Origin of the sequence: Sulfuriferula plumbiphila (genome assembly GCF_009938015.1) — a bacterium.
Lineage (GTDB): Bacteria > Pseudomonadota > Gammaproteobacteria > Burkholderiales > Sulfuriferulaceae > Sulfuriferula > Sulfuriferula plumbiphila.
The window spans coordinates 3,320,468-3,335,631 of the sequence record NZ_AP021884.1 but is presented as its reverse complement, the minus strand read 5'-3'; the positions used below and the strand labels follow the sequence as shown (position 1 = coordinate 3,335,631).

The following is a 15,164-nucleotide window of genomic DNA, read 5'->3' as shown; positions in this document are numbered from 1 at the left end:
GTCTCCTTAGACCACGTCCACGGACACTTTTTGCACTACGTTGTGGTGATAACCTGCCGGATTCCAAATGAGTTCAAAGTTTTGGGTGCTGCCGGCCCGGTTGGTGGCTCGGGCGAGAATGTCGTAGCGGCCTTTTTTGGTGGGACGAAAACCGTAGCTGAACTGGCGCCAGGAATAGTTACCATAATCCTTGCCCAAGGTCGCCTCGCGCCAGGTGTAGCCGCCGTCGGTAGACACCTCCACCAGCCGGATGCCACGTCCGGCATCCCAGGCGATGCCCTTAACCTCTACCGGTTGTCCCAAATGAAAGCGCTGGCCATTCCGGATATTGGTCATCAGTGAATTCACCACCATTTCGGTAATGGGCGTCATGGTGTCGGTGGGGCGTTCCTGTGACACGAAGCGATCGATCCCCGCAAATTTTCCGATGGGTATCCGGTACGCTATGCGCATCCAGAAGCCGTCCCAAGGCTTGTTGATGACATTGATCTCGGTAATCATTTTTGTCCAGTAAGTACCCGTCCATCCAGGTACTACCAGCCGCACCGGAAAGCCGTTCAGATGGGGAAGCGGCTCGCCGTTCATCTCCCAGGCCAGGATGGTATTTTCATCCAGCGCTTTCCACAGGGGCAGGCTCTTGATGAAGTCCGGGGTCTGGGGAATCACTGGGCCCTCGGCACCATTGAGGGTTACTTCGAGCGCATCTTTCTTGATTCCGGCCTTGTTCAGCACGTCCTTCAGCCGCACGCCGGTCCAGCGGGCGTTGCCCATGGCACCGTAGCCCCATTCCACACCTGCCACATGGGGCTGAAAGAAGCCTCGCCGGTTACCGGAACACTGGTTGAGAGCGACGATTTCCACATGCTCGTAGTTGTTTTGGAGGTTATCCAGCGTCAGTTCGATGGGTGTATTGACCGAGTCTCCGCCAATTTTTAGGCGCCAGTCGGTGGCACTCAGTTTGTCCGGAATGCCGGACAGGTGCCAGCGCACATAGAAGCTATCGTTGGGGGTGAACATCTGGTTGAAGTATTCCACCGGGGTTTCGTAGTTGGGCGCCCGGTAGGTACGTTTGATGAGGGGGTTTTTGCCGGGCAGGCTGGCCAGGATGGATTCCGCCATATCGCCATCAGGGAGCGTGGGTGGGGAAATGGAGAATGCATCTGCCCACGCATGGCGCGGCAGCAGCACGCCGCTGCCCATAACCATCAAGCCGCTACTGAGATTTTTCAGAAACGTGCGCCTGTTGGGCATAACCACCTCCTTGCCATTGTTTTTGATCCCGCCGTTACCGGGTGCCTAGCTATGCCAATTGGCATCCGCGCATTTCGCTGCGTGACCGCTATTCGGGCGCAGCGCGTATATTTGAGTGAAGCCTGCGGTTCAATCTAGTAAACAGGCTCGGCCTTGTCAAGGTGAGAATTATGGAAAAAATGCAGGCTGCCGGGGTATGCGGCAGTTGTATTGTTTTTTCGCGTTGCCATTTGGTGACACATTAAATTCCAAATATCTTGTTGTTTAATTTGATAATAATTTAAGGCCATAGGTATTCGTTGTCTCAAACAAGAGACAAATGTGGCATGCAGATCCTTCTGATTTATCCCGTTCCCCGCGCAACCTTATTGTTTATTAAGCGTTTTTTAAATTGGTGCATATCTTGCTCATCCAGCCAGCGAGGTGCCCACTTGAGAGAGGGCGGATTTATCTTCCACAGGCAAATGGGAATTTACCCACTGACAAAATCACGAGCCGCCATGAGGGACTGAGGATGCCATGAGGGACTGAGGATGCCATGAGGGACTGAGGATGCCATGAGGGACTGAGGATTGAGGAGGGAAAATGAGCAATAAAAAAATGCAAAGCATGTCCAGCGGTTTAAGCCAGAAGCATATCCAGGGAGCGTTTAAAACGCCCCCTTCAATCAAAGTGCTGCCAATGGAATATGGCCAGCAAAGCAGGCTGGCAAAAATATTTTCCGAAGCGCATCCGGGACGCGCGCTGTTACTGCTGGACGAGAACGGCACCATTAAATATTGCAGTCCTGCGGTAAGCGGCTTTGGCGCGGGCATGCAGGCATTGATCGACCAGCCAGTGACAAATTTATTGCCGGAGCTTCCAATCAGGCAGTCCACTCCGGGCGATAACCTGGCATATGCCTCATCCCAGTTCCGCGGCAGCCAGTGGCTTGCTTTCAGCGGACAAGATAGTCAAGGCAGAAAGCGGTATTTAGAAGCCACACTCATGGCACTGGAACTGGATGGCCGCTTACTGTTTTTACTCGAATTGCGTACGCCACAAACCCATGCAGACGAGGACGAAAAACTGCGGCACTTTCAGGAAGCATCGGAATCGAGCGGGGATGCAGTGGCAATCACCGATACGGAAGGCTTGATCGTATACGTGAATCCGGCATTCGAGACACTTACAGGTTATAGCAAAGACGAGCTCCTGGGGCACACACATGCCCTTGTGAAGGCGGATGTGCACGAGGCGAAATTCTACGCGAAGATGTGGGAAGTTTTGCAGGCCAACGGGACTTTCCGTGGCCAATTCGTGAACCGTCGTAAAAATGGCACGCTATTCTATGAGGACAAGATCATTCGCCCCTTCCGCAATGCTTGCGGAAAAACCACTCATTTTATAGCCAGCGGCCGCGATGTCAGCGAGCGGGTACAGATCATGCGGCGACTGGAATACTTTGCCAACTACGACGGCCTGACCGGTCTGCCGAACCGTAACTTGTTTCTGGACAGATTGCAGCAGGCGCAAGCGCACGCATTACGCTGCGGCGAGGGTTTTGCCCTTATGTTGCTGGATATCGATCAATTCAAGACTATCAACGACAGGTTCGGCCATGCCGTGGGAGATGCGGTGTTGCAGACTGCTGCGTCTCGGCTCAAGCAATGCCTGCGCGAGGAGGATACCGTAGCCCGTCTAGGTGGAGACGAGTTCTCCCTGCTATTGGAAAAAGCTGCATTGCGTCAGGATGTGAAAAAGGTACTTGAAAAAATTACTACCCTGTTACGGGAACCGCTCACCGTCGACGGTCAAAATATCTCCATCCAGGCCAGCATTGGCGTCGCGTTCTATCCTGAGCATGGCGAAGACGGCCACACCTTGCTCAAATATGCCGATAGCGCCATGTATCGAGTCAAGGCGGCGGGAGGCAACAACCATCTGTTTTTTGATAAAAAGGAGGTCTTGCACCATACCCGCTGTGGAGGTTTATTTGCAGGTGGGTAACACGGATTTACTCATGTGCGAGCTTTTGGCTGGTTTACCTTAAATGAAGGCAGAGAACCAACCAGGTCCGGCCCCCCACCGCTCCTACAAAATTGCACTTCCAGAGGTTAAATCACAATTCAATTTTGACCGGAAATGCAATTGAGTCAAAGATAAATATCGGGAGAGATCCAGTGTCCGAGCTTTCTGACCCACGACAGAATTATCTTCTCGCTGCGATGCACGCAGAGGCGTTCGAGCGAATTGCTCCGCATCTTGAACTGGTGTCAATGCCCTATACAGAAGTTCTGTACGCATGTAATGAGGAATTGCAATATGCCTATTTTCCCACCAGTGCCACCGCCTCGCTGCTATGCGGTCTGGAAGACGGCGTATCTGTGGAGGTTGCTGTGGTTGGTAATGAGGGAATTTTGGATGTTTCGATTTTCATGGGATATAACGCGGCACTCACCATGGCTACCATCCAGACTGCTGGCTATGGTTATCGCTTGCCGGCGCAACTGCTAAAGCGGGAGTTCGACCAGGGTGGATCATTGCAACATCTTTTGATGCGTTACACCCGCACGCTCATCATCCAGATGGCCCAGACTACCGCCTGCAATCGCCGTCATTCCGTGGAGCAGCAATTGTGTCGCTGGCTGCTTCTAAATTTTGATCGCGTACATTCCGGCAGCCTGGCCATGACCCAGGAAGTGATTTCCAATATGCTTGGGGTGCGCCGCGAAAGCATCACTGAAGCGGCGCGGAAGTTGCAGATGGACGGGCTGATTAGTTACTGTCGTGGACACATTAAAGTGCTGGATAGACCAGGGCTGGAAACTCATGTTTGTGAGTGCTACGACGTGGTGAAAAAGGAGTCCGAGCGGTTTTTCTCCGACTTGAAGGTATCGGGCGCTGCCGGAGAAGAAGCTCGCTGCGTTCAGTAACTGCGCGTTGTGGTGGGGTGCAATTTGCCGGTGCCGGTTCAGGTGATGCGTGTCGTATATCCGATAGCCGCAAGGAGCGCGCCTGCGTCAGCGTTACGATGGATTGCGGGCAAGGTCAGCCGTGGTTGCTTTACCGGTAAAGCAAGGCCGAGCAGGATTGAAGCATAACTGTTTATTCACGCCATGTGATGGATTGATCCTGTGCCAGGATATCAGGCACCCGTTAGCGCACCTCGTCCCCGTGCAATCGCCGCTCTTACCTGCGCGGGCGCAGTCCCGCCGATGTGGTTGCGGCTGTTCATCGAGCCTTCCAGCGATAGCACGGCGTAAATATCTGCTTCTACCAAGGGTGAGAACTGCCGCAATTCCGCCAGCGATAGCTCTGCCAGATCGCGGCCTTTCGCTTCCGCATGGCGCACTGCCAGTGCTACGGCCTCGTGCGCGTCGCGAAACGGCAGGCCTTTTTTCACCAGGTAGTCGGCCAGATCGGTGGCGGTGGCGAAACCTTGTAAAGCTGCAGCGCGCATGGCTTCGGGTTTGACGCGGATGCCGGGGAGCATTTCGGCGACGATGGCAAGGGTGTCGATGAGCGTGTCCACGGTGTCGAACAGCGGTTCCTTGTCTTCCTGGTTGTCCTTGTTGTAGGCCAGCGGCTGGCCTTTCATCAGGGTGAGCAGCGCCACCAGGTGGCCGTTGACGCGGCCGGTCTTGCCGCGGATGAGTTCGGGCACGTCAGGGTTTTTTTTCTGCGGCATGATGGAGGAGCCGGTACAGAAGCGGTCGGCCAGGTCAATGAAGCCGAAGCGCGGGTTCATCCACAGGATCAGTTCTTCGGACAGGCGCGACAGGTGGGTCATGATGAGGCTGGCGCAGGCGCTAAATTCAATGGCGAAGTCGCGGTCGGAAACGGCGTCGAGCGAGTTCTCGCAGACGCCGTCGAAACCCAGCTCGCGCGCAACCATTGCGCGGTCTATCGGGTAACTGGTGCCGGCCAGCGCGGCGGCGCCCAGCGGCAGGCGGTTGACGCGTTTGCGACAATCGGCGAGGCGTTCGGCGTCGCGCTTGAACATTTCAAAATAGGCCATGAGATGGTGGCCGAACGACACCGGCTGCGCTACCTGCAAATGGGTGAATCCGGGCATCACCACGTCGGCGTTGGTTTCCGCTACGTCGAGAAGCGCGCTTTGCGCCTGGCGGATGAGACCAAGCAGGCCGTCAATGTTGTGGCGCAGATAAAGGCGGATGTCGGTGGCGACCTGGTCGTTGCGCGAGCGGCCGGTGTGCAGGCGCTTGCCGGCGTCACCGATTTTGGCGGTGAGTGCCTTCTCAATGTTGAGGTGGACGTCTTCCAGATCCAGCGACCACTGGAACTGCCCGGCGTGAATTTCCGCGAGGATCTCGGTCATGCCGCGCTGGATGGCGGCGAGGTCGCCAGCGCCGATGATGCGCTGGTGGGCGAGCATGGCTGCGTGCGCCAGTGAGCCCTGGATATCGAACTCGGCGAGGCGGTAGTCGAAACCGATGGAGGCAGTGTAACGCTTGACGCGCTCGGATACCGGTTCGGTGAAACGGCCTGACCAGAGCTGCGGGGTATCTTGCGGGGTATGGGACATGTTAGGGAACCTGATCAATAAATGGATGCGGCCAGCAAACTAAAGGGCGGTGGTGTTTTGGCCGAATTACAGCACAATGCTGCACAATACCCGGATTATGCCAAAGCCCACCACCTCCGACTATCCTGCCCAGTTACCGGATTTCTGCAATCTGGGCGTCACCCTGCGCATTTTGGCCGGGGTAGAGGGGCTGACGCTGGCAGCGGCCTGGCTGCGCGCCGATGCGCTGGAGGACGTGTGGCACCTGTTTGTCGAGCAGTCGGTGGTGGTGCAGCCCGCGCTGCTGGTGATGCTGGCACTGTTGTGTCTGGGCAAGCCCTGGCTGTTGCGGCTGTCCTACAAAAAGGGCGTGGTTGCGGTGCTGCTGCTGGCTCTTGCCAGCCATGCCGGGGTAACAGGCATGATGGGCCGGCTGTTTGCCGACACCATGCTGAGCAGCTTTGGCGTGCGCGATACGGTCAATGTGATATTGGTAACGGGGCTGTTACTGGGCTATTTTTACCTGCGCGGGCGGGCGCTGTCTCCGGCCTTGTCCGAAGCGCGCTTGCAGGCTTTGCAGGCGCGCATTCGCCCGCATTTTTTATTCAACAGCCTCAACGCGGTACTCAGTCTGGTACGCAGCGAACCGCGCCGCGCCGAGCGTGCGCTGGAAAACCTGGCGGATCTGTTTCGCGTATTGATGGCGGATAACCGCCAGCTGGTGCCGCTGGCCAGCGAAGTGGCGCTGTGCAAACAATATCTGGAACTGGAGGCGTTGCGCCTGGGCGAGCGTCTGCAAGTGGTCTGGCATATCGACAAAATGCCCGGTGAAGCGCTGATCCCGCCACTGGTATTGCAGCCGCTGGTGGAAAACGCGGTGTATCACGGCATCGAACCCGCCAGCCAGCCGGGAGAGATCAGCATCAATCTGTATTGCAACGATGGCCAGGTGCACCTGGTGATCAGCAACCCGTATCAGCGCGAAGGACGCCACCACGGCGGCAACAAGATGGCGATGGGCAATATCAAAAGCCGCCTGATGCTGCATTTCGATGTCGAGGCCAGCCTCAAAACCCAGGTACGTGACGCGGCCTATCAGGTGCACATCACGCTGCCTTATCGGGCCGCCGCGAAATGAGCGCGCCATTGCGAATCCTCATCGTGGACGATGAAGCCCCGGCGCGTAATCGTTTGCGTGACCTGCTGGCGGATTGTGCGGCGGAGTTGCCGACCACGGTGGTGGGCGAGGCCGCCAATGGCGTACAGGCGTTGCAACTGCTGGGCCATACTGCGGCAGATGTGGTGCTGCTGGATATTCGTATGCCGGTGATGGATGGCCTCGAGCTCGCCCAGCATCTTGAGCGGCTGGATGCGCCGCCCGCGGTGGTGTTCGCCACTGCTTACGATAGCTACGCCATCCAGGCATTTGAATTGAGCGCGGCTGACTACCTGCTCAAACCGGTACGCAGCGAGCGGCTGGTCGCGGCGCTGCGCAAGGCGCGCGCGCTAAATCCCGCTACTACCGCGCTACTGCGCCAGCACCATAGCGCGGCGCGGCGTTTTCTCAGTGCGTGCGAGCGCGGGCGGATTTTGCTGGTGCCGGTGGAAGAGGTGATTTATCTGCGTGCCGAACAAAAATACGTGGCTGCCCGTACCCTGACCCATACCTATCTTCTGGATGAGTCGCTGATTAATCTGGAGCAGGAATTCGGCGCGGCATTCGTGCGCGTGCACCGTAACAGCCTGGTGGCGCGTAGCGCCATAGAGGGGTTTGTGATTCGCCCGGGTGAAAGTGAGGGCGCTGAGTCGGCTGGCTGGGTGGTGCTGCTGAAAGGGCTGGATGAAACCCTGCCGGTGAGTCGCCGGCAGTATGCGGTAATCCGTCAGTTCAAACGCTGAGCCAATTTGCTGCTGGCTACCTTGCTCAGCCCAGCATCAATCGCGGCATCCAGGTAGCCGCCGTAGTAATCCACCGGCCCCAAACCCACGAGCGGGTCTGCGACTGTGTTGCCGCGGTAGTCGAATACGACGATGGTAGGCGAGAGCCCTATCCGGTGCAGCCTGGCAAAGTCACCCTGGGTGGTACGTTTGCCGTCGAAATCAATCAGGCTTTGCGTGCTGCCTACCTCCACACGGCGCATCAGTACCTTTTTGGCATATTCCGGATTGCGCCGCATGGGCAGCAGAAATTCGTTGAGCAGGCGTTCGCAATAGGGACAATGCGGCGCCCCAAACATTATCATGATGGGCACGCCCCGACTTTTTGCCAGCTCGGCATCGGCCTTCAGGTTGGTGCTGTAAGGCACGTTCGGGGTCGCCGCACGCGCCGGGGATAGGCCGGTCCATGCTAGAATTCCCATCAGAAATAACGCTGTGAGTTTCATGATTTTTGTTGTTCCATGCGCAAATGCGCTAATTGATGCCCCATTTTACGTGCAGGTTGCCCTTTGTTATATAGTCCAAATTACCCGCAAACCACCCCGGATGAATTAATCATCGCTTCGCGCGAGAGCGCGCTTGCCATGTGGCAAGCCGAACACATTGCTGACCGCTTGCGTGCGCTTTATCCGCGAATGCGGGTGAGCATCCTGGGCATGACTACGCAGGGCGACCAGATCCTCGATTCCCCCTTGAGCAGGATTGGCGGCAAAGGTTTATTCGTCAAGGAACTGGAAACCGCGATCGCCGAAGGGCGCGCGCACATTGCCGTGCACTCGATGAAAGACGTGCCGATGAATTTGCCGGAAGGCTTCCGGCTCGCTGCGATTGGCGAACGCGAAGACCCGCGCGATGCGTTTGTCTCCAGCACCTATGCCAGCCTCGATGCGTTACCCGCAGGCGCGCGCGTCGGCACTTCCAGCCTGCGCCGAGAATGCCAGTTGCGCGCACGCAACCCGCAATTGATTATCGAGCCGCTGCGCGGCAACGTGCAAACCCGCCTGCGCAAACTCGACGAAGGTCAGTATGACGCCATCATCCTCGCCGCCGCCGGACTCAAACGACTGGGGTTGGGCGCGCGCATCCGCAATGAAATCCCCCCCGAACAAAGCCTGCCCGCGGTCGGCCAGGGCGCGTTGGGTATTGAGTGTCTGGCCGGACGCGATGACCTGGTGGCCTTGCTGGCACCCCTCAATCATATTGATACCGCCGACTGCGTGCGTGCCGAACGCGCCATGAGCCGCGCCCTGGGGGGAAGCTGCCAGGTACCGCTGGGCGGTTACGCACAGGTTGCGGGTGATATCCTCAGCCTGCGTGGGTTTGTGGCGGAAATTGACGGTAGCCGCATCATCAGCGGCAGTGTGTCCGGGGCGCGTCAGGACGCTGAAATCCTGGGCTGCCAATTGGCAAATCAGCTCCTGGCACAGGGCGCGGGCGCAATCCTCGCGACGTTGTCGGCATGAGCGCCACACTCAATGGGCGCGGCGTACTGGTGACACGACCCGCACATCAGGCGGCGCATCTGGCTGAGCTGATTGTTGCCGCAGCGGGCAAGCCGGTGCTATTCCCGGTGCTGGAAATCCTCGATGCCGCCGACCTGCAGCCCTTGTATGCGCTGATTGACCGGCTGGACAGTTTTGATATCGCCATTTTCATCAGTCCGAATGCGGTGAACAAGGCGATGAACCTGATCAAGTCGCGCCGTGAATTGCCCGCCACGCTAAAAATTGCCGCCATCGGGCGCGGCAGCAGCAAGGAATTGAAACACTTTGGCGTAACCGACATCATTGCTCCCAGCACCCGCTTTGATAGCGAAAACTTGCTGGAACTGCCGCAGTTACAGGCGGTGGCTGGCCAGCGCATCGCCATCTTCCGCGGCGACGGCGGACGCGAGGTGCTAGGGGACACGCTTACCGCACGTGGTGCCAGTATCGAATATGCCGAATGCTACCGGCGCAGCCGCCCGGATGCCTCGGCAGGCGGGTTGCTGCGTCAGTGGTCACGTAATGAGATTAACGCTGTGACGGTCACCAGTTCGGAAGGGCTGCGTAACCTCTATGACATGTTGGGCAAGCTGGGACGGCAGTGGCTGAAAACCACGCCGGTATTTGTGCCACACGCGCGCATCCTGGAAGTGGCGCGCGAACTCGGGCTGGAGCAGGGTGTGGTCACCCCGGCCGGAGACGAGGGGCTGGTGCAGGGCATGATTGAATGGTTCAGGACGCATCCATGAGCGAACAGCCACAAACCGACGACAAACCGGATTTGCTCGACTACCTCGGGCGTTTGCAACCCGCGCTGATACTGGCGCTGCTGGCGCTGGGGATTGCAGGTTGGCAGTGGTGGGACAGCAATAATCGCATCCATCAGCTGCAGGCCGAGTTAGGCCAGCGTCTGGCGGCGTCGAGCAGTGTGGAGCAGGAAAGCCGGGTATTGAGCAAACAGGCGATGGATGCCACGCGCGATCTGTCAGTCAAGCTGGGAGAGATCCAGGGCAAGCTGGCCGATTCGCAAAACCAGCAGCTGGCGCTGGAAGCCTTGTATCAGGACCTGGCGCGCAGTCGCGACGAATGGACGCTGGCCGACATCGAGCAGATCGTGCTGTCCGCCAGTCAGCAATTACAGCTGGCAGGTAACGCCAGGGCCGCGCTGATCGCATTACAGAGTGCCGATACGCGTCTGCAGCGTTTAAACAAGCCCCAATTTACAGCGCTGCGGCGTGCGATCAATGATGACATCCAGCGTCTGCAGGCAGTACCGCAGATTGATACTGTGGGGATTACGCTGCGCCTGGATGCGTTGATAGTCGACGTGGACGATCTGCCCATTGCCAGCGATCATGAAATTCCTGCCGCGCAGACGCGCACACGGCATCCGCAGCCAGCCGGGATGGCAAACCGTTTTGGGCGTGAAGTCTGGCAGGAACTCAAAGGCCTGGTACAGGTGCGGCGCATGGATGCCCCCGACAGCGCGCTGCTGGCACCGGAACAGGTGTATTTTCTGCGGCAAAATCTCAAGTTGCGCCTGCTCACCGCGCGCATCGCCCTGCTGGCCCACGATGAAACCAGTTACAAGGCTGATCTGCAGGCCGCCCAGCACTGGGTGAAACGTTATTTCAACAGCAGCGACGCACGTGTGACGAATGCCCTGGTCAGCCTTGGCAAGCTGGCCAATAGCCCGGTCAGCATCCAGCTGCCGACCCTGTCGGAAAGCCTCGCGGCACTGCAATCGAGCCGTATTGGGCGTAACCGTTAATGCGCGCGCTAATCTGGATTGTTCTGCTGTTTGCCCTGGCGGTGGGCTTTACCCTGGCCGGCAAGTACGACCCGGGCTATGCGGTTTTGGTGTATCCGCCGTATCGGGTCGAGCTCTCGCTCACGCTGATGGTGGTCGTGTTCCTGGGGTTGCTGGTGCTCGGGCACCTGTTCTTTCGCCTTGCCTCGGCAACCTTGCGCCTGCCGGAACAGGTGCGCGCTTTCCGCGCCCGGAAACGTGAACAAAAATCGCGTGAAGCCCTCAGTGAGGCGCTCACTGCCTTGCTGGAAATGCGCTACAGCCGGGCTGAAAAACGTGCGGTCGAAGCACTCACGCTGGATTCTGTGCCGTGGCAGGCAGCGCTGATTGCTGCACGTGCCGCGCATGAAATCAAGGCCTACTCGCGACGCGATGGATACCTGGCGCAGGCTGAACAGCTGGCGCCCGACCAGGCTATGGCGCGGCTGGTGACCGAGGTCGGCTGTCTGTTGGACGAACACCGTGCCGAGGCGGCTTTGACCCGTCTCAAGCAGGCCGTTGCACTTGACCCCGGGCATGCCGGCCTGCAAAAGCTGGAATTGCGCGCGCAGCAAATGTTGAAAAACTGGGACCGGGTGCTGGAACTTGCTGCCGCGCTGGAGAAGCGTCAGGCGCTGGAACCGGTAGTGGCAGAACAGTTGCGTCTTAATGCGCACCTGGAAAACCTCAAGCTGAACTGTAATAACGCAGCCGCGCTGGCCGCCACCTGGCAAAAAATTCCCGGCGTCGAGAAAATCCAGCCACGCCTAGCCCAGGCGGCGGCCAGCGTATTTGCCGCGCTGGGTGAAACCAGAACAGCCATCGAAGTCATCGAGCAAAGTTTGGCGCAGCAATGGGATGAAACCCTGGCGCGCGTCTACGGCGAGATTGATGGGGCAGATACGCTGCACCAGATCGAGCGCGCGGAAAAATGGCTGTCCGAACACCCGCGTGATGCGGCGTTGTTGCTGAGTCTGGGCAGATTGTGTGCGCGTCAGTTGCTATGGGGCAAGGCGCAAAGTTTTTTTGAAGCCAGCCTGGCAATTGCGCCCGCTTCCGAAACCTGCTTTGCTCTCGCGCAACTCCTCGAGCAAATGGGCCAGCCCGAGGCCGCCTGCCAGCATTACCGGCAAGGCATGGCGCTGATAGCCGATACTGGACAGCCTGGTAGATATTGTGGTTTCACCCCGTCACCGCTGCCTTCCCCTCATCCAGCAAGAATTGCTTGAACGCCTGTGCTGTTGCAGACAGGCGTTTATTTTTGCGGTGCACCACGAACCAGTAACGCTGAATCGGAAAGAATTCCACGTCGAGTAGCGCCAATCGTTTGGTTTCCAGTTCCAGCGATACGGTATGCAGCGACACCACCGCCAGACCCATGCCGGCTTGCACGGCCTGTTTGATGGCCTCGTTGGTGTTCATCACCAGACCCGTGCGCGGGGCAATTTGATGGGTCTGGAAAAAGCGCTCCGAGGCACTGCGGGTGCCTGAACCTGCTTCGCGCACAATCAGCGTCTCGTCGGCCAGACGGCTGACCGGGATGTGTTTTTGCCCAGCCAGCGGGTTATCCGGCGCTGCAATCACCACCAGCGGGTTTTCCATGAAGGATTCGGCGATCAGGTCATGTCCGTCGGGTGGCTGCCCCATCACCGCGAGATCAATCTGATTATGCTCGAGCTGACCCAGCAAGGCCTCGCGGTTGGTGACGTCCAGATTGACCGTGACGCGCGGATGCGTCTGGCGGAAACTGGCCAGCAGCTGCGTGGCAAAGTAATTCGCGGTGGAGGCTACGGAGATTTTCAGGTTGCCGCGCTCCATACCCTTGAGTTCGGCAAACACAGATTCTGCCTCGGCCAGTTGTTCGGCGATGGTTTTGCTATAGCGGTACATCTCCCGCCCGGCTTCAGTCAAGAATATCTTTTTGCCCAGCTGTTCAAACAGCGGCAGACCCAGATTTTCTTCCAGCAGCTTGATCTGCATGGAAACTGCCGGCTGGGTGAGGTGCAATTCCCGGGCTGCGCGGGAATAGCTCAAATGCCGCGCAACGGCTTCAAAAACTTTTAATTGGCGCAAAGTAAGATGCAGCATGCAGGATTTATACCATAAGTTAATACTTATGGTAACAATCAAAATGATTGAATATCTCTTATGAGTTTATCCCGCTACACTGTGAACCACTGTCGAAGTCAGCCTAGGACAATGTTGTGCGGGTCTCGATGGATCATTGTTTAACTATTGGAGGTTGTAATGGCCGTTAAAACTTACAACGCCGGTGTGAAAGAATACCGGCAGACTTACTGGATGCCGGAATACACTCCGCTGGATACCGATCTGCTGGCCTGCTTCAAGATCACCCCCCAGCCTGGCGTGGACCGTGAAGAAGTTGCCGCCGCCGTGGCCGCTGAATCCTCCACCGGCACCTGGACCACTGTGTGGACCGATCTGCTGACCGATCTGGACTACTACAAAGGCCGCGCCTATCGCATCGAAGATGTGCCTGGTGATGACACCTGCTTCTACGCCTTCGTGGCTTACCCGATTGACCTGTTCGAAGAAGGCTCGGTGGTCAACGTGCTGACCTCTTTGGTGGGCAACGTGTTCGGCTTCAAGGCGCTGCGCGCCCTGCGTCTGGAAGACATTCGCTTCCCGATCGCCTACGTGAAGACCTGCGGCGGCCCGCCCCAGGGTATTCAGGTCGAACGCGACAAGATGAACAAATATGGCCGTCCGCTGCTGGGTTGCACCATCAAGCCCAAGCTCGGCCTGTCCGCCAAGAACTACGGCCGCGCGGTGTACGAGTGCCTGCGCGGCGGCCTGGACTTCACCAAGGACGACGAAAACGTCAACAGCCAGCCGTTCATGCGCTGGCGCGATCGATTCGAATTCGTACACGAAGCTACTATTAAAGCTGAGCGGGAAACCGGCGAGCGTAAAGGTCACTACCTGAACGTGACTGCGCCGACTCCGGAAGAAATGTACAAACGTGCCGAGTTTGCCAAGGAAATCGGCGCGCCGATCATCATGCACGACTACCTGACCGGCGGTTTGACGGCCAACACCGGCCTGGCCAACTGGTGCCGTAACAACGGCATGCTGCTGCATATCCACCGCGCCATGCACGCCGTGCTCGACCGCAACCCGCACCACGGTATCCACTTCCGCGTGCTGACCAAAGTACTGCGTTTGTCCGGGGGTGATCATCTGCACTCCGGCACCGTGGTCGGCAAGCTGGAAGGCGACCGCGACGCCACGCTGGGCTGGATCGACACCATGCGTGACGAGTTCATCAAGGAAGATCGCAGCCGCGGCCTGTTCTTCGACCAGGACTGGGGTTCGATGCCTGGCGTGCTGCCGGTAGCATCCGGCGGCATCCACGTGTGGCACATGCCTGCGCTGGTCAACATCTTCGGTGATGACTCGGTGCTGCAATTCGGTGGCGGCACGCTCGGCCACCCCTGGGGCAACGCCGCCGGCGCCGCCGCCAACCGCGTGGCGCTGGAAGCCTGTGTGGAAGCGCGCAACCAGGGCGTTGCCATCGAGAAGGAAGGCAAGGATATTCTGACCAAGGCCGCTGCACACAGCCCGGAACTCAAGATCGCCATGGAAACCTGGAAAGAGATCAAGTTCGAGTTCGATACCGTGGACAAACTGGACGTGGCCCACAAGTAAGCAGTGTAGGGTGGGTTAGGGCGCAAGCTGCAACCCGCACCCACCCAGCGACTAACGACTAACGATTAACGCTAAAGGAACTTTCATGAGCGAAGTAATGGACTACAACTCCCGCCTGAGCGACCCCGCCAGCCGGAAATTTGAAACCTTCTCCTATCTGCCTGCGATGGATGCCGCCAATATTCGCAAGCAGGTGGCTTACCTGGTGTCCAAAGGCTGGAACCCGGCTATCGAGCACATCGAGCCACAGTACTTGATGGATTCCTACTGGTACATGTGGAAGCTGCCAATGTTCGGTGAAACCGACGTGGAAAAAGTGCTGGCCGAGGCCGAAGCTTGTCATAAAGCCAACCCGGACAACCACGTGCGTCTGATTGGTTATAACAACTTCAACCAGTCGCAAGGCGCGGCCATGGTGATTTATCGCGGCAAGACTGTTTAAGTCGCGGCGCGGGCAACCGTAGCGAAGCCCCCGCTGCCGTGAGGCTGCGGGGGCTTTTTTGTGCGCATAAAACCAAATGGATTA

The 15,164-nt window shown here is 58.0% G+C and carries 14 protein-coding genes; 10 read left to right on the top strand and 4 right to left on the bottom strand.

Features of this window, described 5'->3' with window-relative positions:
- Positions 1–6: 6 nt before the first annotated feature.
- Positions 7–1,251: a molybdopterin-dependent oxidoreductase gene (locus GZH91_RS17045; RefSeq protein WP_147073799.1), complete on the bottom strand. Its 1,245-nt coding sequence runs from the start codon at positions 1,249–1,251 to the stop codon at positions 7–9.
- 585 nt (positions 1,252–1,836) lie between these two features.
- Between GZH91_RS17045 and GZH91_RS17040 the strand changes: the two genes are divergently transcribed.
- Entirely contained in the window at positions 1,837–3,240 is a 1,404-nt protein-coding gene (locus tag GZH91_RS17040; protein WP_147073797.1) for a diguanylate cyclase domain-containing protein, read from the top strand.
- A gap of 173 nt (positions 3,241–3,413) precedes the next feature.
- Positions 3,414–4,166, top strand: coding sequence for a Crp/Fnr family transcriptional regulator (locus GZH91_RS17035; protein ID WP_223264581.1), 753 nt, complete (start codon positions 3,414–3,416; stop codon positions 4,164–4,166).
- A 212-nt stretch (positions 4,167–4,378) separates the two neighbouring features.
- Here the strand turns inward: GZH91_RS17035 and argH are convergent, their stop codons facing one another.
- Positions 4,379–5,779 (bottom strand): argininosuccinate lyase, encoded by a 1,401-nt coding sequence (gene argH / locus GZH91_RS17030; protein ID WP_147073795.1) that lies wholly within the window; start codon positions 5,777–5,779, stop codon positions 4,379–4,381.
- A 97-nt stretch (positions 5,780–5,876) separates the two neighbouring features.
- Here argH and GZH91_RS17025 point away from each other — a divergent pair, with 97 nt between their 5' ends.
- Both GZH91_RS17025 and GZH91_RS17020 read left to right on the top strand, forming a co-directional pair.
- A complete protein-coding gene (locus GZH91_RS17025; RefSeq protein WP_147073793.1) occupies positions 5,877–6,896 on the top strand; it encodes a sensor histidine kinase in 1,020 nt (339 codons plus the stop codon).
- Between the two features lie 8 nt (positions 6,897–6,904).
- Positions 6,905–7,657, top strand: coding sequence for a LytR/AlgR family response regulator transcription factor (locus tag GZH91_RS17020; protein WP_307723882.1), 753 nt, complete (start codon positions 6,905–6,907; stop codon positions 7,655–7,657).
- Here the strand turns inward: GZH91_RS17020 and GZH91_RS17015 are convergent.
- Positions 7,642–8,142, bottom strand: a complete 501-nt coding sequence (locus GZH91_RS17015; RefSeq protein WP_147073789.1) for a thioredoxin family protein — start codon at positions 8,140–8,142, stop codon at positions 7,642–7,644. The two genes, GZH91_RS17020 and GZH91_RS17015, sit on opposite strands and share 16 nt — an antisense overlap.
- Before the next feature lie 63 nt (positions 8,143–8,205).
- Between GZH91_RS17015 and hemC the strand changes: the two genes are divergently transcribed.
- Genes hemC through GZH91_RS16995 form a run of 4 tightly spaced genes read left to right on the top strand, consistent with a single transcriptional unit; the run spans position 8,206 to position 12,198 of the window.
- Positions 8,206–9,159, top strand: coding sequence for a hydroxymethylbilane synthase (gene hemC, locus GZH91_RS17010; RefSeq protein WP_223264580.1), 954 nt, complete (start codon positions 8,206–8,208; stop codon positions 9,157–9,159).
- Positions 9,156–9,929 carry a uroporphyrinogen-III synthase gene (locus GZH91_RS17005; RefSeq protein ID WP_147073787.1) on the top strand — a complete coding sequence of 258 codons (774 nt, stop codon included), beginning with the start codon at positions 9,156–9,158 and terminating at the stop codon, positions 9,927–9,929. The genes hemC and GZH91_RS17005 overlap by 4 nt, the downstream gene beginning before the upstream one ends.
- Positions 9,926–10,951 (top strand): uroporphyrinogen-III C-methyltransferase, encoded by a 1,026-nt coding sequence (locus GZH91_RS17000; RefSeq protein WP_161984315.1) that lies wholly within the window; start codon positions 9,926–9,928, stop codon positions 10,949–10,951. Before GZH91_RS17005 ends, GZH91_RS17000 begins: the two co-directional genes overlap by 4 nt.
- A complete protein-coding gene (locus tag GZH91_RS16995; protein ID WP_147073783.1) occupies positions 10,951–12,198 on the top strand; it encodes a heme biosynthesis HemY N-terminal domain-containing protein in 1,248 nt (415 codons plus the stop codon). Before GZH91_RS17000 ends, GZH91_RS16995 begins: the two co-directional genes overlap by 1 nt.
- On the opposite strand, the gene GZH91_RS16990 is transcribed toward GZH91_RS16995, so the two are convergent.
- Entirely contained in the window at positions 12,152–13,057 is a 906-nt protein-coding gene (locus GZH91_RS16990) for a LysR family transcriptional regulator (protein ID WP_147073782.1), read from the bottom strand. The genes GZH91_RS16995 and GZH91_RS16990 overlap by 47 nt on opposite strands.
- 159 nt (positions 13,058–13,216) lie before the next feature.
- On the opposite strand from GZH91_RS16990, the gene GZH91_RS16985 reads away from it, so the two are divergent.
- Together GZH91_RS16985 and GZH91_RS16980 are read left to right on the top strand one after the other, a co-directional pair.
- Positions 13,217–14,638: a form I ribulose bisphosphate carboxylase large subunit gene (locus GZH91_RS16985; RefSeq protein ID WP_161984314.1), complete on the top strand. Its 1,422-nt coding sequence runs from the start codon at positions 13,217–13,219 to the stop codon at positions 14,636–14,638.
- An 85-nt stretch (positions 14,639–14,723) separates the two neighbouring features.
- Complete coding sequence (locus GZH91_RS16980; protein ID WP_147075190.1) at positions 14,724–15,080, top strand: ribulose bisphosphate carboxylase small subunit; 357 nt, start codon at positions 14,724–14,726, stop codon at positions 15,078–15,080.
- The last annotated feature ends 84 nt before the right edge of the window (positions 15,081–15,164 follow it).